Genomic DNA, 25168 nt, shown 5'->3' with positions numbered 1-25168 from the left:
TGTTTGGGCAGAGGGAATGATAGGTCATTTGCCCACCTTCCACGTCAGTTTGTCGGGGCCTTTGCCAACTGGCGATTTGATCGCAGGGATCGCTGGTTGCGCCTCGTTTGGAACACTGGATTTGCTGATTTTGACACGCAGGTCGAACCATGCGGCCTGACCTGTGATCGGGTCTGAATTCGCCCACCGCAGGCCATCACCTTTGGGTGGCAACAGTTCGTGGATAAGGTGGTTCAGCAGGAAGCCCTTGGTGGCTTCTGGGGCTTTTTCATCCAAGGCCCACGCGCCTTTGCGTTTGCCGATGGCGTTCCATGTCCAGATTGTGTTTTCGTTCAAACTGGCCTGATGTGCGACGGGCACCACAATTGCGCCATGGGCGGATTCAACCTTCGCCCAATCGCCTTCTTTGAACCCGTTTGCTTCCCAAATCTTCGTCGGGACATATAGCGGGTTATGCCCGTGAATTTGACGGAGCCACGCGTTTTGGGTGCCCCATGAATGGTACATCGCCATCGGACGCTGGGTGAGCGCGTGGACTGGATATTCGTCGACGTCCACATGGCTGTCTTCGAAAGGCGCGTACCAGATTGGCAGTGGGTCCATCGTCTTTTTGATGCGCTCGCGCAGGTGTTCTGGTGGCTGGCGGTCACCAACGCCTTCTGCTGCAAGTTGGAATTTGCGCATCGGTTCGACGTAAAGCTGGAAGATGTAAGGCTGCACTGCATCGTAGAACCCCATCTCGACCGCCCAATCTTGGTAGGCTGCGTTGAAAGGTTTGAAATAGGCGGCTTCGGCGGGGACATGTTCCATCCAGAAACCACCGTTGTCGATGTAGGCCTGCAACTGATCAGGGTTCACGTCGCCGCGCCCTTTCCCGGACCCGTCTTCATTGCGGAAACCAGCCAGCGGCCCAACACCCGGACGGCGGATGTGGTTGGTAATGTAGTCGCCGTAGTCTTTGTATTTCTGGCTGCCGTCTTCGTTCACAAAACCGGGCATGTTCAGCATCGCGCCAAGTTCACAGAGCACGGATTGGAAGCCGCGCACGTCGCGATCAGGTTCGACCACTGGCCAGCGGATCGCGTCTGCGACTGCATCCGCTTCACAAATCGGACGGTCGAGCAGCGAGATGCAGTCGTGCCGTTCAAGATAGGTCGTGTCCGGCAGGATCAGGTCGGCGTATGCCACCATTTCGCTAGAGTACGCATCCGAATAGATGATGTTCGGGATCACATAAGACCCGTCTTCGTTCTTGTCGGTCAGCATCTTCATGACGCCGGATGTGTTCATCGACGAATTCCACGCCATGTTCGCCATGTACATGAACAAGGTGTCGATCTTGTACGGCACGCCCGCGTGCGCGTTTGAAATCACCATGTGCATCAGCCCGTGAGCGGACATCGGGTTGTCCCAAGAATAGGCTTTGTCGATGCGGGTCGGGGTGCCGTCGTCCTGCAACAACAGGTCCTCGGGACCGTGCACGTAACCCAAGTGTGGGCCGTCCAGCGGCGCGCCGACGGTGACCTTGCCGTGTGGTTTTGGATGCGCCGTCGCGGGTTTTGGGTAGGGCGGCTTGAACCGCATCCCACCGGGTGTTTCGACAGAGCCGAGCAGGATTTGCAGGACATGCAACGCGCGGCAGGTTTGGAAACCGTTCGAATGTGCCGAAATCCCACGCATCGAATGGAAAGAGACGGGACGTCCGACCATCTTGTCATGCTTCTTACCGCGGAAGTCGGTCCACTCGCGTTCAATCGTGATTTCTTCGTCAAAGGCGACACGTGCCAATTCGGCAGCCATCGCACGGATTTTCTCCGCAGGGATGCCGGTCTTTTCGGCGACATTTTCTGGTGCGTATTTGTCCGACAGATATTTGTCGGCCATCTGGTGGAACACGGGACGATGTGTGATCCCGTCCTTTTCGTATGTGCCTGACAGATCAGGTTCGACGCCTTGACCATTCCAAGGTGCCAGCTTGCCAGTGTTGCGGTCGATGACCTGCGGTTGGCCGTTACTGTCTTTCAAAAACAACCCGCGATCATCGCTATTTGGGTCTTCGTTCACCAATACAGACGCGTTGGTGAACCGCGCGAGATATTCCAGATCGACCTTACCGGCCTTCATCAAGCAATGGATCATCGACAGGATATACAGCCCGTCGGTGCCCGGTGTGATGCCAACCCATTCGTCAGCGACAGCGTTATAACCAGTGCGGATCGGGTTCACGCCGATGATTTTCGCGCCTTTTTTCTTGGCGCGTCCGATGCCCATTTTGATCGGGTTACTGTCGTGGTCCTCGGCCACGCCAAAGATCATCACCATCTTGGTCAGGTCCCAGTCAGGCTGACCGAATTCCCAGAAAGCGCCGCCCATCGTGTAGATGCCAGCGGCGGCCATGTTCACCGAACAAAACCCGCCGTGTGCAGCAAAGTTCGGTGTGCCGTAGGCCTGCGCCCAGAAGCCCGTGAAGGATTGCGACTGGTCGCGACCCGTGAAGAACGCCAGTTTCTCAGGGGCTTCATTGCGAATTGGTTCAAGGTGGCCTTTTGCAATCGCCAGTGCCTCGTCCCACGAAATTTCTTCAAACTCGCCTGAACCGCGTTCGCCAACACGTTTCATGGGGGCACGCAAACGGGATGGCGCGTTGTGCTGCATGATACCGGCAGAGCCTTTGGCACACAGCACACCTTGGTTCACGGGATGGTCACGGTTGCCTTCGATATAGGCGACCTTTCCTTCCTTCATATGCACGTTGATGCCGCAGCGACAGGCACACATGTAACAAGTCGTTTTGCGAACCTCGTCTGACACTTTCGGCGAAGTGTCGAGGTTGGGCTGGTGATGCGTCATGCGGGCCTCCCTATGGCGTACGTCGGCAATGCAATGACCGCTTTCGCGGCGCGTGCAGTGAATGTGGTGCGGTGGTCCATCATGTGGCCACCGTGCGGATCAGGCTGAAACCGGCCAGCGACATCAGCAGCGTCAGGCAAAACGGGCGGTAATACGGGGCCAACCGTTCGGTGAACGTTTGTTGGCCTGCGTAGACCCCTGCGGCTGCGAACACAGCAAGCGATAGACCGCGCGCTGCGGCTTGGCCGTTCATGACGCCAGTGACCAAATAGGTGATCATCGTCGTGGTGCTGCTGATGAAAAGAAACAGAACAAGCGCTGCCCGCATTTTCGCAGCGGGCGCATCTTGAGAAAGAACGTAAAGGGCGACAACCATGCCGCCAACCGACGCGAGACCCGTCGCAATACCGGCGCAAAAACCGGATAAGTAGAGCCCGGGTTTTGTAGCGAGAAACGCAAATCGTACTTTGGCCAATTGGGTCGCAGACAGGATAATCAAAACTACCAAGACAACCAGTTTCGATGTGGCAACCGGCAATGCCATCATGGTCAAAACGCCGAACGGTACCCCGACGGTTGACCCGACGACCAACCCTAGAACGACGCCGCGATCTGCTTCTTGCCAACCGCCACGCGCCATAAGGACGGATGCGGTAAGCTCTAGCACCAAACAAATCGGGATCAGTTCAATCGGAGGCAGGATCAAAACGCCAGCCGCCATTGCCAACGCCGACAATGCAAAGCCCGAAAACCCACGCACGACGCCCGCCAAGGTGACAATCACCGCCAGCCAAGCAAAGTCTTGGGAAGAGAGGGCCAGCAATTCCATCTATGCGCCCATCACTGACAAGGCGTCGCGGGCAATCGCTTTTTCTTCGTCCGCCGCGATGACATGAACGGTTGGCGTCCCCAAACAGGCCAGATGCCCCATGATTTGATCACGGATCGCTGGTGCGTTTTCGCCGATGCCACCGGTAAAGGCGACGGCATCTACACCGCCCATCGCGACGATAGCGGATCCCGCGTGACGTGCGGCCCAATAACAGAAATGGTCCACTGCAAACTTGGCCGCGTCATCGTCGCGGTCCAGCAGCGTTTTCATGTTGTTGTCGCCCGCCAACGCCTTGAGGCCAGAGTTTTTGTTCAGCATGCGGTCGGTTTCGGATTCGCCAAGAGCGTCCGAAATCCGTAGCACGGCGGCCCCGTCGATATCGCCGGAACGGGTGCCCATGGTCAGGCCCGACAGCGGCGAATAGCCCATGGACGTTGCGACGGATTTGCCGTCTTTAATCGCACAAAGCGATGCCCCATTGCCTAGGTGAAAGGCCAGCAAGCGTTGCGGCAGCGCGTCACCGAATTCCGCAACCATATTTGCGTAGGACAACCCGTGGAAACCGTAACGACGAATGCCCGCGTCATGCTGGATTTGCGGGATTGCGTATCGCGTCGCGACCTCTGGATTTGTGGCGTGAAACGCTGTCCCAAACGAACAGAATTGCGGCAGATCGGGTGCTTTTTCGCGCAAGGCTATGATCGCAGCAAGGTTATTGGGGTTGTGCAGCGGCGCCAGCGGAATACAGTTTTCGATGGCTTTGATGACCGGATCAGTGACCTTTGCCGGCTGCGTCAGGATCGTGCCGCCATGCACCACGCGGTGGGCAGCAGCGGTTAGGTCCTTAAGTGCGACACCGTTGGATGCCAAGGCAGCAAGCATTGCGTCCAATGCGTCAGCATGGGTGGCCGTCGTGAGTGTTTCGCGTTTGTCACCAAGCCGCAATTCACCTTCGGTTCCGATATTTGTCACTGCACCACTGACGATCGACGCAAGCGAAAGGTCAAAGACCTCTACTTTCAACGACGATGATCCCGCGTTCAGAACAAGTATCATTTTGGTAACCCGCAGCGAATAGATGCAAGGGCGGCTGATGCCATGCGCGCCGCCGCTGGATCGGCCCGCGAGGTCAGCAAGATCGGCACCTTTGCGCCCGTCACAAGGCCCGCAGCACAGCCGCCACCGACGTAAACCAGCGATTTGAACAACGCGTTGCCGGACACGATATCGGGCACGATGATCGCGTCAGCTTGACCAGCCACGGGGTCATCGGTCAGTTTTTTGGTCTTCACTGCGTCCATCGACAGGATCAGGTCCAAGGCAAGCGGGCCGGACACATCCGCGTCTTTGATGTGCTTTGCAGCCCAGTCGGCCAATTCGCGGCCTTCCATGGATGAAGGAACGGCAGGGATCGGGCTTTCTGTCGCGGAAAGGATGGCAACCTTTGGGCGGGACGTGCCCAAGCGTTGCAGCAGATCGACAACTTCCTCGATTGCGCTTTGGCGTGTTTCGATATTCGGAGACACGTTCACCGCAGCGTCAGAAATCAGGATCGGCTTGCCGCCATCGGGGTGCGAAATATGGAAGATATGAACAAAGCGTTTATCGGTGCGCAGCCCATTAGCGCGACTGACGGCGGATTTCATGAAGACGTCGGTGTGCAACTGACCCTTCATCAGGACATCAGCCTCTCCCGCGCCACAAAGTTGGGCGGCGGTCATGCCAGCCTCTTCTTCGCCGGTCGTGTCGTGGATTGCGTAGCCAGAGATGTCCCAATCCAGTTTTGCGGCCTCGCTGCGGATCGCATCCGCTTCGCCCACGAACACAGGAATCATGATGCCGGCTTTGGTCGCGTCTTCGGCGGCTTCCATCGGCAAGGGTGCACCTGCACGGGCAATGGCGACGCGCGGCGCTGCGAATCCCTGTGCGAGATCAAGAAGGTTCTGCGGGCAAACCGCTTCGCGACTGGAAACAAATGGAGAAGACATCAGAACCTCACAATAGCGCTCGGAGAAGTCCGAGCATCGACAGTATCAATAGTATAGCAATTGCAAATTTGCGAAAGCCTTGCGGGCTTGTTGAATTGAATTTTCTGCTGCCCAGCCAAATGCCAAGCCCCAGAAACGGCATTGCGCAGAGCGCGCCGATGCCTGTTTCCACCGTGATCAACCCGCCGTGCCACATCCATGGCATCGTGATCAGGTCCAATCCGGTGAGATAGACGATCATCGTTGCACGAAAGACGGGGGCCGCGATGGGCTGTGCTGTCAGGAACGCCGCGACGGGTAGACCGCCAATGCCTGCCGCGTTGCACATGCCGGATATGACGCCGACACCCGTGAACCCCGCTAAGGGGATCGTGCGTTTGATTGTCCATCCAGTCAGCAAAATCAGGGACATGGTGAATACGATGGCTGAAACCGTTAGTCGTGCGGTTTGATCGCCGACCGACAAAATCACGCTGATCGCAAATGGCAGGGCCAGTGCCGCCCCCAGCAACAACGCCCCCACGCGCCGCCAGTCGATGTGACCGCGAATGCCGCGTGCTTGAAGTGCTGTCATGATGATTTCGCACGAAAAGACCACCGGAATTAGGGGAAGCGGATTGGTGATGAGTGCTGCAAAAGCGATGAAGATCGCAGAAAACCCAAAACCAGAATAGCCCCGGACATAGGCCGCAAATAGCAAAGCAATGCTAAGTGCGCCCAGTTGCCCGAGGCCGAGATCAAATAGCAAACTTACTCAGCTGCCATGTCGGATGCGTCGATCCCTGCCACTTTGACAGGTTTCTTCATCGCATCGCGGCGGAATGGTTCGCCAAGTTCTTGGTTCAGGATGACTTCGATCAACGTGGTTGTGTTGTTTTCCATCTGATCCACGATCGCTTGCTTCAGCACAGCTGTCAGTTCGTCCATCGTTTTCGCTTGGACGCCTTTCAGGCCACATGCGTTTGCGATGCCCGCATAGGACACTTTCATGTCCAGTTCAGTGCCGACAAAGTTGTCGTTGAACCACAGTGTGGAGTTCCGCTTTTCAGCACCCCACTGGTAGTTGCGGAAAACGATCTGTGTGATGGCTGGCCATTCGTCGCGACCAATCGCTGTCAGTTCGTTCACGGAAATCCCGAACGCACCGTCACCCGCAAAACCGATCACAGGCACATCGCGCTGGCCGATTTTAGCGCCGATGATTGACGGAAGACCGTAACCACAAGGGCCAAACAGACCCGGAGCGAGATATTTGCGACCTGTTGGGAAGCTTGGGTAAGCGTTACCAATCGCGCAGTTGTTGCCGATGTCGGATGAGATGATCGCATCTTCTGGCATTGCGGACTGGATCGCACGCCATGCTTGACGCGGTGACATCCAATCAGGACGCGCGTCGCGTGCGCGTTCGTTCCATGTGGTGCCCGGATCGTCCTGTTCGTGATCAAGCGATGTCAGTTCCTGCGCCCAAGCGGATTTGGTTGTGGCGATCAGGTTCTTACGATCTTCGCGGCCCGCATCACCGGCTGTGTCTGCCAGCTGGGATGTGATGCCATTGGCGACTTTGGTCGCGTCGCCGACGATACCGACTGTAACCTTTTTGGTCAGGCCGATACGGTCTGGGTTGATGTCGACCTGAATGATTTTCGCGTTTGTTGGCCAGTAATCAATGCCGTAACCCGGCAGTGTTGAGAACGGGTTCAAACGTGTCCCAAGGGCCAGAACAACGTCGGCCTTTGCGATCAATTCCATACCTGCTTTTGAACCGTTGTAGCCCAACGGACCTGCGAACAGCGGGTGGTTGCCCGGGAACGCGTCATTGTGCTGGTAGCCAACACAAACAGGTGCATCCAGCTTTTCAGCCAGAACGCGGGATGCTTCGATGCCGCCTTCAGCCAGAACAACGCCTGCGCCGTTCAGGATCACGGGGAATTTCGCTTCTGACAGCAGGGCCGCCGCGCTTGCGATGGAATCTGTGCCGCCTGGTGAGACTTCGAAGTTGATTGGTTCTGGAATTTCGATGTCGACGACCTGAGTCCAGAAATCGCGCGGGATGTTGATCTGGGCCGGGCCAGACAAACGGTGCGCTTTGGAAATTACGCGCGCCAACACTTCGCAAATGCGGGTCGGGTCGCGGACTTCTTCTTGGTAGGCCACACAGTCAGCGAACAGGTTCATCTGTTCCATCTCTTGGAAACCGCCCTGACCGATTGTTTTGTTCGCAGCCTGTGGCGTGACGAGCAAGCAAGGTGTGTGGTTCCAGTAAGCGGTTTTCACAGATGTGACGAAGTTCGTGATGCCCGGACCGTTTTGCGCGATCATCATGGACATTTCGCCAGTCGCACGGGTGTAACCGTCGGCCATCATGCCGGCTGTCATTTCGTGGGCGCAATCCCAGAACGTGATGCCAGCAGCAGGGAAAATATCAGAAATTGGCATCATGGCAGAGCCGATGATCCCGAACGCGTGGCGAATGCCATGCGCTTGCAACGTTTTGACGAAGGCTTCTTCGGTCGTCATTTTCATGGGAAATTCCCTCCAGACAGTTTGACAGGCGTGGCTTAAAGCCTCGTTGGTATTGGGGCGACACTAAGAATTGGTCAAGACCCGCGATAGGTCCAATAGGTCCAGCTTATTAGTGCCAGCGGCAAAATTAATGAGACTTGATGTCTCAAAATTAGTGATAGGTCGGATTTAGCAGCTATTCAGGCTTTTGCATACCCTAAAGTCACGCATGTCCCTTTTCTTCCAATGTCCGCAAGGCATCAGCGATGTGACCAATTCCTGCGGAAATCCGGCTTGCGGGGATAGAAGAGTATGCAACGCGGAAATAGTTTTGCGGTGGATTGGTGCTGTGGAAGAACGGTGCGCCGGGTTCGATCAGCACACCCTTCGCCCGTAGAATGTCCGCAAGTTCGTGTGTGTCTATGTGCGGTGCGGCTTTCATCCATATCGAACTGCCACCAAACGTACCTTGTCCCGCGACGGTTAGGCCGTTTTCGGCGATGGCTTGATCAATCACCATGCGCCGTTGTTCATACGCTTTGCTCATCCGACGGACCAACGCGTCGTAATGGCCGAGCGACAGATAATAAGCGACGGTGCGCTGAATTTGGCCTGGTGGGTGACGCAGGATCGAGGCTCGCAAAGCGCGTGCTTCGCGAATAAAGGGGGCAGGGCCGACGAGGTAACCAAGCCTTAACCCTGGAAATAGAGACTTTGAAAACGATCCCACATAGATAACCCGCCCGTTCTGATCCAAGGATTTCAAGGACGGAGAGGGCGCCTTTAGAAAGGACATTTCGAATTCGTAGTCGTCTTCCACAATGAGAAAGTCGTCGTCTTCTGCTTTTTGCAATAACGCTTTTCGTCGATCCAAGGGCATCGTGCATGCGGTCGGGCAGTGATGGCTTGGCGTCGTGAACACAACATCGGTTCCGTCAGGAATGGCTTCCGGCGGCAGGCCGTCTTTGTCCACGGACACGGGGCTTAACTGGCAACTGGACTGCGTCAGGATCGTGCGTAAGGCGGGGTAGCTGGGGTCTTCGATGGCGGCGCGGCGACGCGCGTTCAGCACAACCTGCGCCGTCAGCCAGAGCGCGTTTTGCGCCCCCATGGTGACCAGCACTTCTTCCGGACCCGCGAGAATCCCGCGCCGTGGTAGGATCTGGCGCGCAATGAATTCGATCAGCTTCGGGTCGTCACGGTCATAGTAATCGGCCGTCATCGCGCTGAAGTCGCGTTTTCCAAGCGCCTGAAGCGCACAGAGCCGCCAATTGGCGCTGTCGAACAGGGTTGGATCGGTTTGGCCGTAAATGAAGGGGTACTTGTAGCTGGCCCAATCTTTCGGTCGGTCCATGTTAAACGCAGGCAGATGCTTGTGCCCGATCACGCGGCCCCAATCGACCGTACTATTGGGGGCCTGTTGGGCGGGGAACGCGGGTGGTTCAGGCGCATTTTCCGAAACGAAATAGCCGGATCGCCCTTTCGAAGTCAGGTAATCATCCGCAACCAATTCCGTATAGGCCAAGGTCACAGTGATGCGGCTGACACCAAGATGTTGTGCCATGCGACGTGATGACGGTAGCCGTTCACCGGGGCGGAAACGACCGGCCAGAATACCCTGCGCGACCATCTGCTGAATGCGGGCTTGCAGCGTGCCTTCGGCATCGGAATCGAGAAAAAAGGTTTCGATGGAGATTGGCATGGAGATTCTTCTGGACCTAAGAGCCTGATCAGGGTGGACCCATTCAAGTTAACGAACAAGGTTATTTTGAAGGTCTGATTAGAAATGCTGCACATGAAACCTTCCCCGCGGGGAAGGCGCGCGTCGTGCTTAGCAAAAGATGAATCCCTAGATGGTGTGGGAAGTGCACGATCTAGAAACGAAAAAGGGCACCGCAGATCGCGATGCCCTTGATAATGGCCTTAACCTTTAGCCCAGAACGCGCGTGATCGCCTGATCGACCGCATCTGTGACGTGATCGATGTCGTCTGGTGTGGCAATCAGGGCAGGTGCGAACAGCAAGGTGTTGTTGAAGCCCGGAAGCGATTTGTTGGTCGCCCCGATAATCACGCCTTGGTTCATGCAATCCGCAACGATAGCTGCGACCAGTTTTTCGTCGACTGGTTCTTTGCTTTCGCGATCTGTCACAAGTTCCGCGCCTGCAAACAGCCCCATGCCACGCACGTCGCCGATCCAGCTGTGCTTTTCCATAAGCGCGTGAAGGTTGTTTTTCAGGTGTTCACCTGTGCGGACAGAGTTGCCGCGCAAATCTTCTTCTTCGATGATCAACATGTTCTCAATCGCCGCTGCAGGCCCCGCAGTACATCCACCGAAGGTCGAGATATCGCGGAACATCGACAGTTTGTCGGTGTCGTCTTTGAACTGGTCGAACACCGCGTTGGTTGTCACACAGCACGAGATCGCAGCGTAGCCAGATGCCACGCCTTTCGCCATTGTCACGATGTCCGGCTGCACACCGAACTGCTGATAGCCAAACCACGTCCCCGTCCGGCCAACGCCGCAGACGACTTCGTCGATGTGAAGCAGGATTTCGTATTTGCGGCACAGTTCCTGCACGCCTTCCCAATACCCAGTTGGCGCGACGATGATGCCGCCGCCTGCAGTGATTGGTTCAAGGCAGATGGACCCGATGGTGTCCGCACCTTCGCGCAAGATGACGTCTTCGATGGCTTTCAGTGATGCGGCTGCATATGCCTCGCCGGTCGATCCGTCTTGGGACCGGTATTCAAGGCAATGCGGCACAGGAATGAAGCCTGGCGTGTACGGGCCGTATTGTGCGTTGCGTTCTTCTTGGCCGCCCGCAGACAGGCACGCAATTGTTGTGCCGTGATAATCGCGTTCGCGGTAAAGGATCTTGGACTTTTTGCCGCCGTGATGCTTGTGGCTGATCTGGCGGACCATTTTGAAGGCTTTCTCGTTCGCCTCTGATCCAGAGTTGGCGTAGTAGACGCGGTCGAGACCCGGCATTTTATCGATCAGCATTTCCGCAAAGTTCGCGCCCGGGATCGTGCCCATGGTGCCGCCGAAGAAGCACATCTTGGATACCTGATCAGCAATTGCTTTGCCGATACGTTCGCGTCCGTAACCCACGTTGACGGTCCAAACACCGCCGGACACAGCATCGATATGTTCTTTGCCTTTGATGTCCCAAACCTTCAGGCCTTTGCCTTCAACGATGATGCGTGGGTCAACGCCAGAATCGTATGGTTTGTGCTGGGAAAGGTGGTGCCACACATGAGCCCGGTCGGCTTCGACAACATGGCCTGGGTCATTGGAAAGCGTAAAGTCCATCGGGACACTCCTTATTTATAGGGGTTTCGGGTGCACGAATCCGTAGATTCTGCCATTGCCTAGTTTCCAGACATTGCGCCTACTTGTTGGTGGCTCAGTAGAGCCAGAATTAGTGTTGGTATATGTCCAGAATTGACATGGAATGCGCGATCTCATCCGAGATTTGCACCAAGTTACTTAGAAAACTGGTACTTACGGCCAAATAAGCGCGAATTGCCGATTTTCTGACTTTTGGGCCTGATCGTTCGTGGCTGTTGACGGATCGGATTGTTCTGCTTTTGACTGCCCCCTGCTACTGGGGGGTCCATTGCGAACGCCTTGGTGAACAACTTGTGTCCGCGAACAGGGGTGGTGGATTGCCCCTTTTCATGGTCATCTGAAAAATGACGAGGCGGGGATACCTGCCCGGCAAACCGGTCTGCAGAAGGCCAACCAACGTGGAGAGAAACAAAATGAAACTTACCAACAAATTGATGAGCGCCGCTGCTGGCGTTGCAATGATGACTGGTGCAACGGCTGCGTTCGCAGACGGTCACGGTGAAATCACTGTCGGTTACTTCCTTGAGTGGCCAATGCCATTCCAGTTCGCAAAAGTGAACGGCACATACGATGAAGCGCTGGGCGCGAAAGTGAACTGGGTATCCTTCGATTCCGGTACTGCGATGTCCGCAGCTATGGCGTCTGGTGACGTGCAGCTGTCCGTATCCCAAGGTGTGCCGCCGTTCGTTGTTGCTGCATCCGCTGGTCAGGATCTGCAGATCCTCGACGTTGCTGTGTCCTATGCTGAAAACGACAACTGCGTTGTGTCTTCCGGTCTCGAAATCGACGCGTCTTCTGCGGCTGAACTGGCTGGCAAAAAAGTTGCTGTTCCGCTTGGCACCGCTGCGCACTACGGTTTCCTGCGTCAGATGGACCACTTCGGTGTAGATGTTGCATCTTTGGATGTTGTTGACATGGCGCCTGCTGATGGTGCTGCTGCGATCGCACAAGGCCAAGTCGACATGTCTTGCGGTTGGGGCGGTGCATTGAACCGCATGAAAGAGCACGGCAACGTGTTGCTGACAGGCGCAGAAAAAGAAGCGCTCGGCATTCTTGTTTTTGACGTCACATCAGGTCCAGCCGACTTTGTCGCTGAAAACTCTGAAATGGTTTCCAAGTTCCTGAAAGTGACTGCAGACGCAAACGCGGCATGGGCATCTGGCGAAAACGAAGCTGAAATGCTGGCAGTGATCGCCAACGATTCCGGTATGGACGTTGAAGCGGCTGCTGCATCTTTGGCAACATTCGTTTTCCCAACAGTGGAAGAACAGCTGTCCGAAGCATGGCTTGGCGGCGCGGCACCTGCGTTCATGAAGGGTGTGGCTGATGTGTTCGTTGAATCTGGCTCTATCCCATCATCTTTGGATGACTACGCTGGCGCGGTGAACACTGGCCCATTGGCTGCTGCTCAATAAATTAAACGGTAAGGGCGCGGCGCAAATGCTGCGCCCTTATTGCAAACGCAGGTCGCGATTTTTCATGACGAAATTCGGTAACAGCGAATTTTCTCAGGGAAAATAACAACAGGGAGCAGGATATGTCTGGTTTACAGATGGATAAAATATCCATGCGTTTCGATCTGCCAAATGGCAGCTCCGTCCAAGCATTAAAAGATGTGTCGCTTGATCTTAAGGCTGGCGAATTATTGTCGGTTCTTGGGCCGTCTGGGTGTGGTAAGACCACGCTTTTGAACATCGTGGCCGGGTTTTTGGCCCCGACAGAGGGCAAGATCGTCCTGAACGGAAACACCGTTCACGGTCCCGGTGCTGAACGCGGCATGGTGTTTCAGCAGGGTGCATTGTTCGAATGGATGTCCGTGCGTGAAAACGTGGGCTTTGGTCCGAAAATGAAAGGCATGGCCGCTGGTCCGAAGCGCGAGATCGTAGATCATTTGCTGGATGTTGTCGGTCTTGGCGATTTCAAGGAAAAGGCCGTTTACGAATTGTCCGGCGGGATGCAGCAACGTGTTGCTTTGGCCCGCTGTCTGGCGAACGAACCTGATGTCATCTTGATGGATGAACCGCTGGGTGCGCTTGACGCGCTGACCCGCGAAAAGATGCAGGGTCTGGTTCTGAAGCTGTGGAAAGAGACCGGTAAGACGATCATTCTGATCACGCACTCTGTTGAAGAAGCGTTGTTGTTGGGTGAACGCCTGCTGGTCATGGCGCCGCGTCCGGGCCGTATCCATAAAGAATACCGTTTGCCGTTCGCTGAGATGGGCGTCGATCAAGATCTGCGTGACGTCAAAAAGCACCCCCAATTTTCTGAGGTCCGTGAAGAGATTCTTGGGATGATTTGGGACATGGAAGAAGAAATCATGGGCCGGAAGGAGGGCGCGTAATGGGTATCATTTCACAACTCGGCGCTGAACTAGGCGCGGTCTTGGCCACGTTGTTTGGCGCGTTGCCGTATATCTTGGGCTACGTGCTGCTGATTCTGGCGTTCTCGTTCATCTGGCAGGCCGTCAAGCGGTTCCTGACGCCAAAAGCGGACTACGGTTCGTTGAAAACGGTGACTTTCGGGGACGAAAGCGCTGTCACGTCGAACTCTGTCGCGTCAGTCGTTTCGATCGTTCTAATCTTCGTTTTGTGGGGGGCGTTTACGGGATCTAAACTGTTGCCGTCCTTTATGCATGCACCCGGTGCGTTCACCGGCGAAGGGTCGTTCACATACACGGTTACGACGCCAGATGGTCAGTCTGACGATGCGACTGTTTCGGTTGTTGTATTCGAGACCGGCGCGCCTGTGGATGCACCTGAAGTCGACCCCGGTGATGGTTTTGCCAAGAACGACAGCATCGCTTTGGCTGCATATCGGTCCGCATTGCTGCGTGTTGATGAGAACGATGAAATTGGTCGTGCCGAAAACGCCACCGTGACGGCAATTAACGGTGAAGCGATTGAACCGGGCGGGTCTGTCAGCACCGACTTTGGTCGTGTGGAACTGTCGGGTAAAGGCACGCCAAACGTCTATCCATCAAAGGGTATTCAGATGGAGCCGATCTGGCTACCAGCGCCCGAAGCCGTGTGGAGCCGTTTGACGGAAATCGCCACGGAAGGGTACCGGAACTCTACTTTGGCGGAACACCTTGGATTTTCGCTTTTCCGCGTGATCGTGGGCTTTATCCTTGGTGCAATCGTCGGCATTCCGCTTGGTTATGCGATGGGGCTGTCGAACTGGTTCCGTGGCTGGTTTGATCCGATCGTGGAATTCATGCGCCCTGTGCCGCCGCTGGCCTTGATCCCGCTTGTGATCATCTGGGCGGGTATTGGTGAAGTTGGTAAGATCATCCTGCTGTTCCTCGCCGCCCTTTGGATCATGGCGATTGCCGCCCGTTCCGGTGTGTCTGGCGTCCGTATTTCCAAAGTGCATGCGGCCTATTCGCTGGGTGCATCGAAGTGGCAGATCATGCGGTATGTCATCATTCCAAACTCGCTTCCTGAAATCTTTACAGGTGCGCGTGTTGCGATGGGTGTTTGCTGGGGTACCGTTGTTGCGGCTGAATTGGTTGCTGCAGAAAAAGGGGCCGGCATGATGATCATGGTCGCGTCCAAGTTCCAATCGACGGACATCGTTCTGATGGGGATCATCCTGATTGGTGTCATCGGCTTTAGCATTGATATGCTGATGCGCTGGGCCGAACGCTGGTTGGTGCCTTGGAAGGGTAAAGGTTAACGCCCCCTCGGATTTCCTAAATCGGCTTTCAGCCAACCAAAACACATCAAGGCAAGGCGTTTTCACGCTTTGCCTTTTTGTTTGTCCATGGCCATGTGGCGCTGACACCTAAGGAGTTTCACGATGGCCGAGTATCTGAAAACCGCAAGCCGGACCGCCGAAGAAGACCATGCCGATGTCAGCGTTGCCGTGCGCGCGCTGTTGGATGAGGTTGCACAGGGCGGAGAGGCCGCAGCGACCGAATTGGCAAAACGGTTCGACAAATGGGATGGACCGATTGTTGCGACACGCGCAGATATCGATGCTGCCAAAGCCAACCTGCCGGAGCAGGTCAAAAAGGACATCCAATTCGCGCATGCCAATGTGAAAAGGTTTGCGCTGGCGCAGCGCGAAACGATCGTCGACACCCAAGTCGAAATCATGCCGGGCCTGATTGCGGGGCAAAAGCAAATTCCGGTGAATGCGGCCGGTTGTTATGTGCCGGGCGGAAGGTATGCGCATATTGCGTCTGCGATTATGACCGTGACGACGGCCAAGGCTGCTGGCGTTGGTCATGTCACCGCGTGTTCGCCGCCAACACCCGGCAAAGGTATCCCCGATTCCATCCTGTATGCGATGGACTTGTGCGGCGCTGATACGATCCTGAACATGGGCGGTGTGCAGGCTGTCGCGTCGATGGCGACCGGTTTGTTTGATATCCCGAAGGCAGACATTTTGGTTGGTCCGGGCAATGCCTATGTCGCTGAGGCAAAACGCGTTTTGTTTGGTCAGGTGGGGATTGATATGGTTGCCGGTCCTACGGATTCGCTCGTGCTTGCCGATAGTTCCGCTGATCCGGAAATCGTGGCTGTGGACCTTGTGGGTCAGGCTGAACATGGCCCCAATTCACCGGTTTGGCTGGTGACAGACGATCGCGCATTGGCCGAAAAGGTGATCGCCCGCGTGCCTGCACTGATCGACGATCTGCCAGAGCTGAACGCAAACAGTGCTCGCGCTGCGTGGCGGGATTATGCCGAAGTGATCCTGTGCGAAGACCGCAATGAAATTGTCGCAGAATCCGACCGTATCGCGCCCGAACATTTGACCGTTATGTGCGCTGATCTGGATTGGTATCTGGATAGTTTGACGAACTACGGGTCGTTGTTTTTGGGTGAAGAAACGACAGTTGCCTTTGGTGACAAAGCGTCAGGTCCAAACCATGTTTTGCCGACTTCAGGTGCCGCGCGTTACACTGGTGGTTTGTTCGTTGGTAAGTTCATGAAAACAGTGACGTGGCAGCGATCAACACGCGACGCGGCCAAATCGGTTGCAGAGGCGACAGCGCGGATTTCGCGGATGGAGGGGATGGAAGGCCATGCCCGTTCTGCGGATATTCGTTTGGCAAAGTTCTTTCCGGATGAGACTTTCGATCTTGGCGCAACTGCGGACTAGGGTTGCATTTGGCATGCCGCGTTGATTCAAGTGCGGCATGCTTTCTGATCTCCTTTTGCTTGCTCCGGCGGCGATCATCTTTGTCATACTTCTGCTGTTGCGACTGCGGGGGAGGGCGACAGATGCTGTGCCGCCCGAAGACACTGCGCCGCGCAATGCGATTGTTGTCGATGGGTCTAATGTGATGCATTGGGGCGGCGATCCATCACTGGATGTTTTGGCGCGGGTTTTGCGAAGTCTTGAGATGGCTGGCTTCAGCCCTATCGTCTTTTTTGACGCAAATGTGGGGTATAAGGTGGGTGAACGCTACTATACTGAGGAAACAGTTGCCCCCCTCATCGGTGTCCCGATTGACCATATTGTGGTTGTCGATAAGGGCGTTGTCGCAGACGAAATGATCTTGAAGTGCGCGACCGATCTTGGAGCGCGGATCGTGACGCAAGACAAATTTCGTGACTGGCGCGTCAGGTTCCCGCACGCCGCAAAGAAGGGTGTGCTGGTCAGCGGTAAATACACCAATGGCAATGTAAAATGGGCGCGACCATTGAAGGTCTAGCGCCTATTTCTTACCGCCATAGCGCGATTTTCCGCCACGCATTCCGCCGCGACCGCCGGTACTGCGCCCGGATTTGACACCCGCCTCGACCACCGCTTTTTCAACGGCTTGCTGCCGCGCGAGCGGGTCATCGGACACGGCGAGATCGACCGCTTCGAGGCGTTTGACCTCGTCACGCAGGCGCGCCGCTTCTTCGAATTCGAGGTTCTCAGCCGCCTTGCGCATGTCGGTCCGCAGCCCGTCTAGAACGGTTTGCAGGTTTCCGCCCGCAAGCGGATTGTCGATTTTGGCGGTGACGCGGTTCATGTCGGCGTCGCCTTTGTACAGACCCGCAAGAATGTCTTCGACGTTCTTCTTAACTGTCATCGGCGTGATGCCGTGTTCTTCGTTGTATGCCTGTTGTTTGGTACGACGGCGTTCGGTTTCTTTCATCGCACGTTCCATCGAACCGGTGATCCGATCGGCGTACATAATCACGCGTCCTTCCGCGTTTCGTGCCGCACGACCGATGGTCTGAACCAGAGACGTTTCAGAACGCAAGAAACCTTCTTTATCGGCGTCCAAGATCGCGACGAGCCCACATTCGGGGATGTCGAGACCTTCGCGCAAAAGGTTGATGCCGATGAGCACGTCGAATGCGCCAAGCCGCAGATCGCGTAGGATTTCGATCCGTTCAATTGTGTCGATATCTGAGTGCATATAGCGGACACGAATGCCCTGTTCATGCATGTATTCGGTCAGGTCTTCGGCCATGCGTTTGGTCAGCGTGGTGCACAGCGTACGGTAGCCATCGGCGCTGACTTTACGCACCTCGTCGAGCAGATCGTCGACCTGCATCTCAACTGGTCTAATCTCAATTTTCGGGTCAATTAGGCCGGTAGGGCGGATGATTTGTTCAGCAAACACACCTCCGGCTTGATCGAGTTCCCATGCGGATGGGGTCGCCGAGACGAAGACAGACTGCGGGCGCATGGCGTCCCATTCTTCGAATTTCAGTGGGCGGTTATCCATACAGGACGGCAGCCGGAACCCGTGTTCGGCCAGCGTCATTTTGCGTCTAAAGTCACCCTTATACATGCCGCCGATCTGCGGCACAGACACGTGAGATTCATCGGCAAACACGATGGCATTGTCGGGGATAAATTCGAAAAGGGTGGGCGGCGGTTCGCCCGGCGCGCGACCCGTCAGGTAGCGCGAATAGTTTTCGATGCCGTTGCAGACGCCCGTCGCCTCAAGCATTTCGAGGTCGAAGTTTGTCCGCTGTTCCAGCCGCTGTGCTTCCAACAATTTGCTATCGGCGACCAATTGATCCAGCCGCATGCGAAGTTCTTTTTTGATCCCAACGACAGCTTGCTGCATGGTTGGTTTCGGCGTCACGTAGTGTGAATTCGCATAGATGCGGACCTTGTCGAAGGTGCCGGTTTTTTGGCCCGTCAACGGGTCAAATTCTGTAATGCTTTCCAGTTCTTCGCCAAAGAATGATAGTTTCCATGCTTTGTCATCAAGGTGAGCTGGCCACACTTCGAGGCTATCGCCACGCACGCGGAAACAACCACGCTGGAATCCCTGATCGTTTCGGCGATATTGCTGCGCCACAAGGTCGGCGATGATACCGCGCTGATCGTAGCTTTGGCCGACGTAGATATCCTGCGTCATGGCCCCATATGTTTCGACGGACCCGATACCGTAGATGCAAGACACGGACGCCACGATGATCACGTCATCGCGTTCTAACAGCGCACGCGTGGCCGAATGGCGCATCCGGTCGATTTGTTCGTTAATCTGGCTTTCTTTTTCGATGTAGGTGTCTGACCGCGCAACGTAGGCTTCGGGTTGATAGTAGTCATAATAACTTACGAAATATTCAACGGCGTTTTCGGGAAAGAACCCTTTGAATTCGCCGTATAACTGAGCCGCTAGTGTTTTGTTCGGGGCCAAAATAATCGCCGGACGTTGGGTTTCTTCAATGACCTTTGCCATCGTGAATGTTTTGCCGGTACCGGTGGCGCCCAACAGTACTTGGTTCTGTTCACCAGACAGTACACCTTCGGACAATTCTTTGATCGCGGCGGGCTGATCGCCGGCTGCATCGAATTCGGTCACCAGCTTAAACTGTTGACCACCTTCAAGTTTTTCCCGCGTCCGTACATCCGGAGCAGGGTTCGCCATGAAGGGCATATCGGGCGATTTGTCGGTCTGGGCATACGGCATTGGGGGCTCCTTGCGGGATACCATACATTTGGCGTTCCGCAGCAAAGCTTCAACCCCTGATTGGAGGGTGATGCCACGCGACAGAGTTCGTTAATCCCATTGATCGGGAAACCTTGCATTATCCGCCCGATTTTTACATAAGACGGCCATCAAGGAGATCCTCATGCGTGCACGTATTTTCAAGCCTGCGAGAACAGCCATGTCATCCGGCACGGCAAAGACCCGTCATTGGGTTTTGGAGCATGTCAACGAGACTGGTCGCGACGTTGACCCGTTGATGGGATGGACGTCGTCATCGGATACGCAAGCGCAAGTGCGCCTGACGTTCGATTCGAAAGAAGCCGCCCTTGATTACGCAAAAGACCACGGAATCGACGCGGTCGTGCTGGAACCAAAACCCCGCAAGGCCAATGTGCGCCCCGGTGGTTACGGCGAAAACTTTGCGACAAACCGTCGTGGTGCTTGGACCCACTAAGCGGTTCGTCCCCCATCGCTATCCGAAGGCGGCCAATTCGGTCGCCTTTTTTCATTCTGACTGATCAATATCGACCCTGCGGAGCTATCAATGACCATCACACATCTTGTCACCCATTCCGGCGGTTTTCACGCGGATGAGTTGATGTCCTCGGTCATTTTGACCCGCCTGTTTCCGGATGCGACGCTAATTCGCACCCGCGACAAAGCCTGGATCACACCGGGCGAGGATAAGATCATTTACGATGTCGGTGGTGATTATGACGCCGCCGCCCAGATTTTCGATCATCACCAACGGCCCAGTCCATTGCGTGAGGACGAGCAGCCATTCAGTTCGTTTGGTCTGATATGGAAGCATTTCGGGTCTGACTATCTGGCCGCGCTGGACGTTCCAGAGGCTGATATTGATCTGGTTCACGCGACTGTTGATACCAAGTTCGTGCTGCCGATTGATCTGCTGGACAATGGCGCGATGGAGCCTTCGGTTGCGGGTCCTTTGTCTGTTCTGACGTTGCCAAGCCTTCTGGGCAGTCTGAAACCGGTTTTTGATGACACGTCTCCAACCGCTGATGATGATGCATTCCACAACGCTTTGCCGATTGCGCGCAGTTTCGTTGAAGCGTTTGTCGCGAACATTGCCGCGAAGTACCGCGCCACCGGGATCGTCGAAGCCGCGATTGAAGAGGCTGGCGAGTCCGAAATTCTTGAACTGCCGATGGGCATGCCTTACCGGTCGACATTGCTTAAAATGGAAGCGGATCACATTCTGTTCGTTGTTAATCCGCGTGGCGGTGATTGGACGTTGAATGGAATCAAACTGTCTCATGACACCTTTGATCAGCGCGCTGATCTTCCTGCGTCATGGGCTGGTCTGACCGATGCAGCGCTTGAAGCTGCGACAGGTGTTCAGGGGGCAAAGTTCTGCCACAACGCCCGTTTCATTGCCGTTGCGAATAGCCGTGATGCGATCATGGAAATGGCTGAAATTGCGGTTAAAGAAGCATCTCAGGCGGTCGCTGAACCGACCACCTGAGACGAAGGGACGCGTCTACCAGAGGTCGATTTGAAGCTGGGCCTGCCCGTCGCTAGTGCGTTCGGCTGAATGACCTTTAGGGCCAACAACACCCCGAATACGCGTGCGAAAGTTTGTGAAGCTATCGGAGGTCACGACGTCAACGGGTTCATCCAGCTGTAGTTCCAGTTCGTGCCAGCCGGGCCTAACCACCGAAGCGGCGATCACCTGTGCCGTGAAAGGTTGTGACAAGTACGTCCCCTTTACGGTGTCACCGATGGCCCATCCCTTTGGCGGTTCGTTTCCGATAGCTGCAAACATGGTGTTCCAATCGCGGTAACCATATTGGTGAGCGATAAACTCAAGCGATTTGGCATGCCCAATTGGTGTCCCTTCGGCGGTCATCGTTGTACGTAAACGCTTTGCCTGTTCTTTCGCTTGCGCTGCTGAGGGAAGTTGCGTGTTCATAGTGGTGCTCCTTCATTCGTGTGGAATAGACCCCATTTGAGGGGCTGTGTGCGTGCGACGTTCCAGAGAATGAATGCTGTCAGGCATAACAGCATCATTTCTGCGACGGGGCCCGCGTACCAAATCCCCTTTTCACCAAAGAAGATCGGCAGGGCGAACGTCAAAGGGATCGCAAAGGCGTAAGGTTTCGTTAGGCCCAAGATTGCGGCTTTGGTGGCTGATCCGATGGCCTGAAAATAGGAGGCGACCATCATCAACGGGCCGACCGCAAAGAAGACACTCGTCATTATCGGCAGAATGCGGGCGACTTCGGCGATGACAGCGTGATCGTCCACAAATGCGCGCGCGATTTGGGTTGGCGTGGTCATCACGATGATTTGCACGGTACTGCAATAGGCAAACGCTGCCCAAAGTGCCACCCGCAGGCTGGCGTCTGATCGTTGCCAAAGTGCTGCCCCGTAATTGTTGCCCGTGATCGTTTGCATCGCGAAAGACAGCCCTAGAAGCGGAAAAAAGGCAAATGTGATGACCCGCGTGATGATCCCATAGGCCGTAATCGTATCGGCGTAGCCGGGCCGACCGACCCACTGAAGCGCGCTGATTATAGCCGCAGACCCCAGCGCCAAACCGATGAAATTCAGGCTTTGTGGTGCGCCCAATGCAAGGATGCGCGTCCATTTCCCGTACATCGAATGCGACAGCAACGTTGCTGGCCGTAATGGTGTGTCGCCGACAAAACGAAATGTTGTGATAATGCAAAAGGCAAGGGCTTGCGCGGCGGCTGTCCCGTAGGCTGATCCCGCGACGCCCATGTCCAAAATCGCAATCAAAACATAGTTGAAAACGATATTGGCAATCGACACCAGCAGGCTCATTGCTGCCATGAGACCTACGCGCCCTTCGTTCCGCAATGCGTCAGAATTCACCGACAGGACGAACAATAGCGGCGCGAAAAAGACTGTGATCCGCAGGTAGGTCAAACCCATTTCTGCCAGTGTTTCGGACCCGCCCGCGGTGCGTAAGGCGACGGGCTTGCCCAACAAAATAAACAACCCGATCAGAACAGCGCCCAACGCAATCGCAAGTCCATGTGCCCCCGCAAACGTCGCCCGCGCATTTTCCATATCGTTGGCCCCAAGCGCCCGAGCCAACAGGCTGGACATCCCGTTTGCCACAAGCGTGGAAAGTGCCACAATCAACATATAAATAGGGAACATCAGGGTCACCGCTGCCAACGCATCGGGTCCCACATAGATCCCCAAAAACAATGCGTCGGCCACCGACAACAACCCGTTCATACCCATTACAAAAATGATCGGCAGCGCAGTTTTGAGGTAGACGGAACCAAGTGGTCCATCGGTAAATGAATTCGTAGGGGTATTTGTCATATCCCGTATCTCTCTTGCCTGATCGCGCAGTTTGAGATGGGACCCGCGTTACCATCCGCGCGATGTGCGGAAAGAGGTAGATAGAGATTTACGCCGTAGAACTTAACCAAGACAAACGTCAGCGGGAGGCAGGTGTCTACAACCTGCCGTTGGGTTATTGCGAAAATCTTGGCACGTCAAGCCGCTGTCATTCGATAGGCTTTGTGAGAGCGGCACGCGGTAATCCACTTCGTCCGATGGCTGTGCGGCGCCGAGTGCGCAACTGGTAATGACCTATCGCGTCGGCGCGCGGGGAATTCGTGCGGAAACCTGATTTAGGATTTGTCTGGTGACCCCGGCAGGATTCGAACCTGCAACCTGCCCCTTAGGAGGGGGCTGCTCTATCCAGTTGAGCCACGGGGCCTTGCTGTGATCCTTGCCGCGCTTTTCATGGATGGTCAACGGGGAACCACGTTCAGTGACCTATCCCTTGGACAAGCCCACTGAGAATGTCTAACAAGGGATAACGATACTATCAGGATCACACCGTGAACCCACCACCACGCCGCCCGCTTACCCTTCGTGATGTGTCTGAGGCCTCTGGCGTCAGTGAAATGACCGTTAGTCGCGTTCTACGCAATAAAGGGGACGTGAGTGCTGCGACCCGAACGAAAGTTCAGGAAGCTGCGAAGCGTTTGGGGTACGTGCCTAACAAGATCGCGGGATCTTTGGCATCGAGCCGTGTCAATCTGATCGCCGTTGTTATCCCGTCGCTAAGCAACATGGTTTTTCCCGAAGTGCTGTCTGGCATTTCGGAGCGGTTGGAAAGCACAGGTTTGCAGCCCGTTGTCGGCGTCACGGACTACCTTGTTGAAAAAGAAGAACAAGTTCTGTTTGAAATGCTGAGCTGGCGTCCGTCTGGTGTGATTATCGCGGGCCTGGAGCATTCCGAAGCGTCAGAAGCGATGTTGCGCCAAGCTGGCATTCCGGTTGTTGAGATTATGGACGTTGATGGTGTTCCAATCGACGCCTGTGTCGGGATTTCGCACCGTCGTGCCGGTCGGATGATGGCAGAACAGATCATTGGTGCCGGTTACGAACGCATCGGTTTCATGGGAACCAAAATGCCGCGAGATCACCGTGCGCGTAAACGTTTTGAAGGTTTTACGCGGACGCTGGCCAAAGCCGGTATCGAGATTGCGGATCAGGATTTCTATTCGGGTGGTTCTGCCTTGGCAAAGGGTCGCGAGATGACCCAGGCCATGTTGGAGCGCACCCCTGACGTCGATTTTCTATATTTTTCGAACGACATGATCGGGGCTGGTGGTCTGCTTTATCTTCTGGAGAAGGGGATCGACGTGCCGGGCCAGATTGGTCTTGCTGGGTTTAACGGCGTGGAATTGCTGGATGGCTTGCCCAAGCAGTTGGCGACGATGGATGCCTGCCGGAAAGAAATCGGTCAGACTGCTGCCGAAATGATCGCAAAGCACTACGCAGATGGTCCTGACAGCTATGAACGGCGGGTCGAGCTGGAACCAAAACTGGCGCTGGGTCAAACCCTGCTGCGCCGTTAAGGTTTCGCCAGAAGTACCGTCGTTGCAAAGAACATCGCCTGTGATACGGCTGATGTAACGTGGCTTTCGTTGTAAGGTTTCGATATGAGGAATGCGGGTTCTGGCCTGTTGCCTGTCAAAAGCCGTTCTGGGAAAGCCGTGATGAAAATGACAGGTACCCCGCCAAATTCTTTCATCAGATCGTGCGTCGCATCAATGCCAGACGACCCGTCTGCCAGTTGAATATCAGCAAGAATGAGGTCCGGCTTCGTTTTTTTGCCAAGCTTGACGGCCTCTTCTCGTGTGCGCCCTACGCCAGTCACACGGTGGCCTGCGAGTTCCACGATCCGCGAAAGGTCTGATGCAATAATAGGTTCGTCTTCGATGATCAGGATGAGCCCTTCGGACAACCGTTTCATGTCCGACTTGGCTTGCGCGATCAGCGAGTGAACAGTTTCGATATCCGTATCGAGGATAATGCTGACCTGATGCGAGGTGAATTCTTCGATGGTGCTCAACAGAAGGGCTTCGCGAGAATCGGGTGCAAGATCGGCAAGCCGTTTTTGCGCGTGCGCGTGGTCGCCTTGATCGATTGCTGATGGGGCAGCCGCCATGGCGGCCCATTGCTGGTGGAAAATCCTAAAAACAGCCACACGCAGCGGTGTGTCAGCTATAAGTGCTGTCCGGTCGTTGAGTATTCTTTGAAGGGTTTCGTAAGCCAGATCATCGCCGCTGGCCTGTGCCCCTGTAAGTGCCCGTGCATATCTGCGGAGGTAGGGTAATTCTATGGTAAGTTGGTCCGCAAGATCGTGCATAGTTCTACATCCGTTTATTCTTTAGTAGCTGGTAGGGAACAAAGTTAGCTGCAACGTTGTTGAGTTTGTGCAGACTAATGCC

20 protein-coding genes and 1 tRNA gene are annotated in these 25168 nt (G+C 55.3%); 8 read left to right on the top strand and 13 right to left on the bottom strand.

Annotated elements, in window-relative coordinates; translation table 11 throughout:
- Positions 1–24 precede the first annotated feature (24 nt).
- The 8 genes from K3729_00190 to K3729_00155 all read right to left on the bottom strand — a co-directional run bounded on the left by K3729_00190 (position 25) and on the right by K3729_00155 (position 11485).
- Positions 25–2850, bottom strand: coding sequence for a molybdopterin oxidoreductase family protein (locus tag K3729_00190; protein ID UWQ99260.1), 2826 nt, complete (start codon positions 2848–2850; stop codon positions 25–27).
- A gap of 79 nt (positions 2851–2929) precedes the next feature.
- Positions 2930–3679, bottom strand: a complete 750-nt coding sequence (locus tag K3729_00185) for a sulfite exporter TauE/SafE family protein (protein ID UWQ99259.1) — start codon at positions 3677–3679, stop codon at positions 2930–2932.
- Positions 3680–4738 (bottom strand): acetate kinase, encoded by a 1059-nt coding sequence (locus tag K3729_00180; protein UWQ99258.1) that lies wholly within the window; start codon positions 4736–4738, stop codon positions 3680–3682.
- Positions 4735–5670 (bottom strand): phosphate acetyltransferase, encoded by a 936-nt coding sequence (locus K3729_00175; GenBank protein ID UWQ99257.1) that lies wholly within the window; start codon positions 5668–5670, stop codon positions 4735–4737. Before K3729_00175 ends, K3729_00180 begins: the two co-directional genes overlap by 4 nt.
- A 7-nt stretch (positions 5671–5677) precedes the next feature.
- Entirely contained in the window at positions 5678–6418 is a 741-nt protein-coding gene (locus K3729_00170) for a TSUP family transporter (GenBank protein ID UWQ99256.1), read from the bottom strand.
- 2 nt (positions 6419–6420) lie between these two features.
- Positions 6421–8193, bottom strand: a complete 1773-nt coding sequence (gene xsc / locus K3729_00165) for a sulfoacetaldehyde acetyltransferase (protein ID UWQ99255.1) — start codon at positions 8191–8193, stop codon at positions 6421–6423.
- Between the two features lie 202 nt (positions 8194–8395).
- Complete coding sequence (locus tag K3729_00160; protein UWQ99254.1) at positions 8396–9874, bottom strand: PLP-dependent aminotransferase family protein; 1479 nt, start codon at positions 9872–9874, stop codon at positions 8396–8398.
- Between the two features lie 228 nt (positions 9875–10102).
- Entirely contained in the window at positions 10103–11485 is a 1383-nt protein-coding gene (locus tag K3729_00155; GenBank protein ID UWQ99253.1) for an aminotransferase class III-fold pyridoxal phosphate-dependent enzyme, read from the bottom strand.
- Between the two features lie 452 nt (positions 11486–11937).
- Here K3729_00155 and K3729_00150 point away from each other — a divergent pair, with 452 nt between their 5' ends.
- The 5 genes from K3729_00150 (at position 11938) to K3729_00130 (ending at position 17186) form a co-directional block, all read left to right on the top strand.
- A complete protein-coding gene (locus K3729_00150; GenBank protein ID UWQ99252.1) occupies positions 11938–12939 on the top strand; it encodes an ABC transporter substrate-binding protein in 1002 nt (333 codons plus the stop codon).
- A gap of 122 nt (positions 12940–13061) precedes the next feature.
- Positions 13062–13865 carry an ABC transporter ATP-binding protein gene (locus K3729_00145; protein ID UWQ99251.1) on the top strand — a complete coding sequence of 268 codons (804 nt, stop codon included), beginning with the start codon at positions 13062–13064 and terminating at the stop codon, positions 13863–13865.
- Positions 13865–15199: an ABC transporter permease subunit gene (locus K3729_00140; protein UWQ99250.1), complete on the top strand. Its 1335-nt coding sequence runs from the start codon at positions 13865–13867 to the stop codon at positions 15197–15199. Before K3729_00145 ends, K3729_00140 begins: the two co-directional genes overlap by 1 nt.
- Positions 15200–15322: 123 nt before the next feature.
- A complete protein-coding gene (gene hisD, locus K3729_00135; protein UWQ99249.1) occupies positions 15323–16630 on the top strand; it encodes a histidinol dehydrogenase in 1308 nt (435 codons plus the stop codon).
- Positions 16631–16667: 37 nt separating this feature from the next.
- Positions 16668–17186 carry a hypothetical protein gene (locus K3729_00130; protein UWQ99248.1) on the top strand — a complete coding sequence of 173 codons (519 nt, stop codon included), beginning with the start codon at positions 16668–16670 and terminating at the stop codon, positions 17184–17186.
- 3 nt (positions 17187–17189) lie between these two features.
- Here the strand turns inward: K3729_00130 and uvrB are convergent, their stop codons facing one another.
- The gene (gene uvrB, locus K3729_00125; GenBank protein UWR00880.1) at positions 17190–19364 is read right to left on the bottom strand and encodes an excinuclease ABC subunit UvrB; all 2175 of its coding nucleotides are present in this window, start codon (positions 19362–19364) and stop codon (positions 17190–17192) included.
- Positions 19365–19560: 196 nt separating this feature from the next.
- Between uvrB and K3729_00120 the strand changes: the two genes are divergently transcribed.
- Both K3729_00120 and K3729_00115 read left to right on the top strand, forming a co-directional pair.
- Positions 19561–19872: an ETC complex I subunit gene (locus tag K3729_00120; GenBank protein ID UWQ99247.1), complete on the top strand. Its 312-nt coding sequence runs from the start codon at positions 19561–19563 to the stop codon at positions 19870–19872.
- A gap of 90 nt (positions 19873–19962) precedes the next feature.
- Positions 19963–20904, top strand: a complete 942-nt coding sequence (locus K3729_00115; protein ID UWQ99246.1) for an MYG1 family protein — start codon at positions 19963–19965, stop codon at positions 20902–20904.
- Positions 20905–20919: 15 nt separating this feature from the next.
- On the opposite strand, the gene K3729_00110 is transcribed toward K3729_00115, so the two are convergent.
- The 3 genes from K3729_00110 to K3729_00100 form a co-directional block, all read right to left on the bottom strand.
- Positions 20920–21351 carry a hypothetical protein gene (locus tag K3729_00110; protein UWQ99245.1) on the bottom strand — a complete coding sequence of 144 codons (432 nt, stop codon included), beginning with the start codon at positions 21349–21351 and terminating at the stop codon, positions 20920–20922.
- Positions 21348–22739 carry an MATE family efflux transporter gene (locus tag K3729_00105; GenBank protein UWQ99244.1) on the bottom strand — a complete coding sequence of 464 codons (1392 nt, stop codon included), beginning with the start codon at positions 22737–22739 and terminating at the stop codon, positions 21348–21350. The genes K3729_00110 and K3729_00105 overlap by 4 nt, the downstream gene beginning before the upstream one ends.
- A 326-nt stretch (positions 22740–23065) precedes the next feature.
- Positions 23066–23142: transfer RNA gene (locus K3729_00100), tRNA-Arg, on the bottom strand.
- Positions 23143–23266: 124 nt separating this feature from the next.
- On the opposite strand from K3729_00100, the gene K3729_00095 reads away from it, so the two are divergent.
- The gene (locus tag K3729_00095; GenBank protein UWQ99243.1) at positions 23267–24292 is read left to right on the top strand and encodes a LacI family DNA-binding transcriptional regulator; all 1026 of its coding nucleotides are present in this window, start codon (positions 23267–23269) and stop codon (positions 24290–24292) included.
- Here the strand turns inward: K3729_00095 and K3729_00090 are convergent.
- A complete protein-coding gene (locus K3729_00090) occupies positions 24289–25086 on the bottom strand; it encodes a response regulator (protein UWQ99242.1) in 798 nt (265 codons plus the stop codon). The two genes, K3729_00095 and K3729_00090, sit on opposite strands and share 4 nt — an antisense overlap.
- Between the last annotated feature and the right edge of the window lie 82 nt (positions 25087–25168).

The organism is Rhodobacteraceae bacterium S2214 (assembly GCA_025141675.1).
GTDB lineage: Bacteria > Pseudomonadota > Alphaproteobacteria > Rhodobacterales > Rhodobacteraceae > Yoonia.
This window is presented reverse-complemented; position numbering and strand designations above follow the sequence as displayed.

Coding starts and splice junctions, on each gene's coding strand:
- K3729_00110 (UWQ99245.1), bottom strand. CDS start 21,351: ATGAACACGCAACTTCCCTCAGCAGCGCAAGCGAAAGAACAGGCAAAG.
- hisD (UWQ99249.1), top strand. CDS start 15,323: ATGGCCGAGTATCTGAAAACCGCAAGCCGGACCGCCGAAGAAGACCAT.
- K3729_00190 (UWQ99260.1), bottom strand. CDS start 2,850: ATGACGCATCACCAGCCCAACCTCGACACTTCGCCGAAAGTGTCAGAC.
- K3729_00130 (UWQ99248.1), top strand. CDS start 16,668: ATGCTTTCTGATCTCCTTTTGCTTGCTCCGGCGGCGATCATCTTTGTC.
- K3729_00120 (UWQ99247.1), top strand. CDS start 19,561: ATGCGTGCACGTATTTTCAAGCCTGCGAGAACAGCCATGTCATCCGGC.
- xsc (UWQ99255.1), bottom strand. CDS start 8,193: ATGAAAATGACGACCGAAGAAGCCTTCGTCAAAACGTTGCAAGCGCAT.
- K3729_00090 (UWQ99242.1), bottom strand. CDS start 25,086: ATGCACGATCTTGCGGACCAACTTACCATAGAATTACCCTACCTCCGC.
- K3729_00115 (UWQ99246.1), top strand. CDS start 19,963: ATGACCATCACACATCTTGTCACCCATTCCGGCGGTTTTCACGCGGAT.
- K3729_00180 (UWQ99258.1), bottom strand. CDS start 4,738: ATGATACTTGTTCTGAACGCGGGATCATCGTCGTTGAAAGTAGAGGTC.
- K3729_00175 (UWQ99257.1), bottom strand. CDS start 5,670: ATGTCTTCTCCATTTGTTTCCAGTCGCGAAGCGGTTTGCCCGCAGAAC.
- K3729_00145 (UWQ99251.1), top strand. CDS start 13,062: ATGTCTGGTTTACAGATGGATAAAATATCCATGCGTTTCGATCTGCCA.
- uvrB (UWR00880.1), bottom strand. CDS start 19,364: ATGCCCTTCATGGCGAACCCTGCTCCGGATGTACGGACGCGGGAAAAA.
- K3729_00155 (UWQ99253.1), bottom strand. CDS start 11,485: ATGGACTTTACGCTTTCCAATGACCCAGGCCATGTTGTCGAAGCCGAC.
- K3729_00185 (UWQ99259.1), bottom strand. CDS start 3,679: ATGGAATTGCTGGCCCTCTCTTCCCAAGACTTTGCTTGGCTGGCGGTG.
- K3729_00140 (UWQ99250.1), top strand. CDS start 13,865: ATGGGTATCATTTCACAACTCGGCGCTGAACTAGGCGCGGTCTTGGCC.
- K3729_00160 (UWQ99254.1), bottom strand. CDS start 9,874: ATGCCAATCTCCATCGAAACCTTTTTTCTCGATTCCGATGCCGAAGGC.
- K3729_00105 (UWQ99244.1), bottom strand. CDS start 22,739: ATGACAAATACCCCTACGAATTCATTTACCGATGGACCACTTGGTTCC.
- K3729_00150 (UWQ99252.1), top strand. CDS start 11,938: ATGAAACTTACCAACAAATTGATGAGCGCCGCTGCTGGCGTTGCAATG.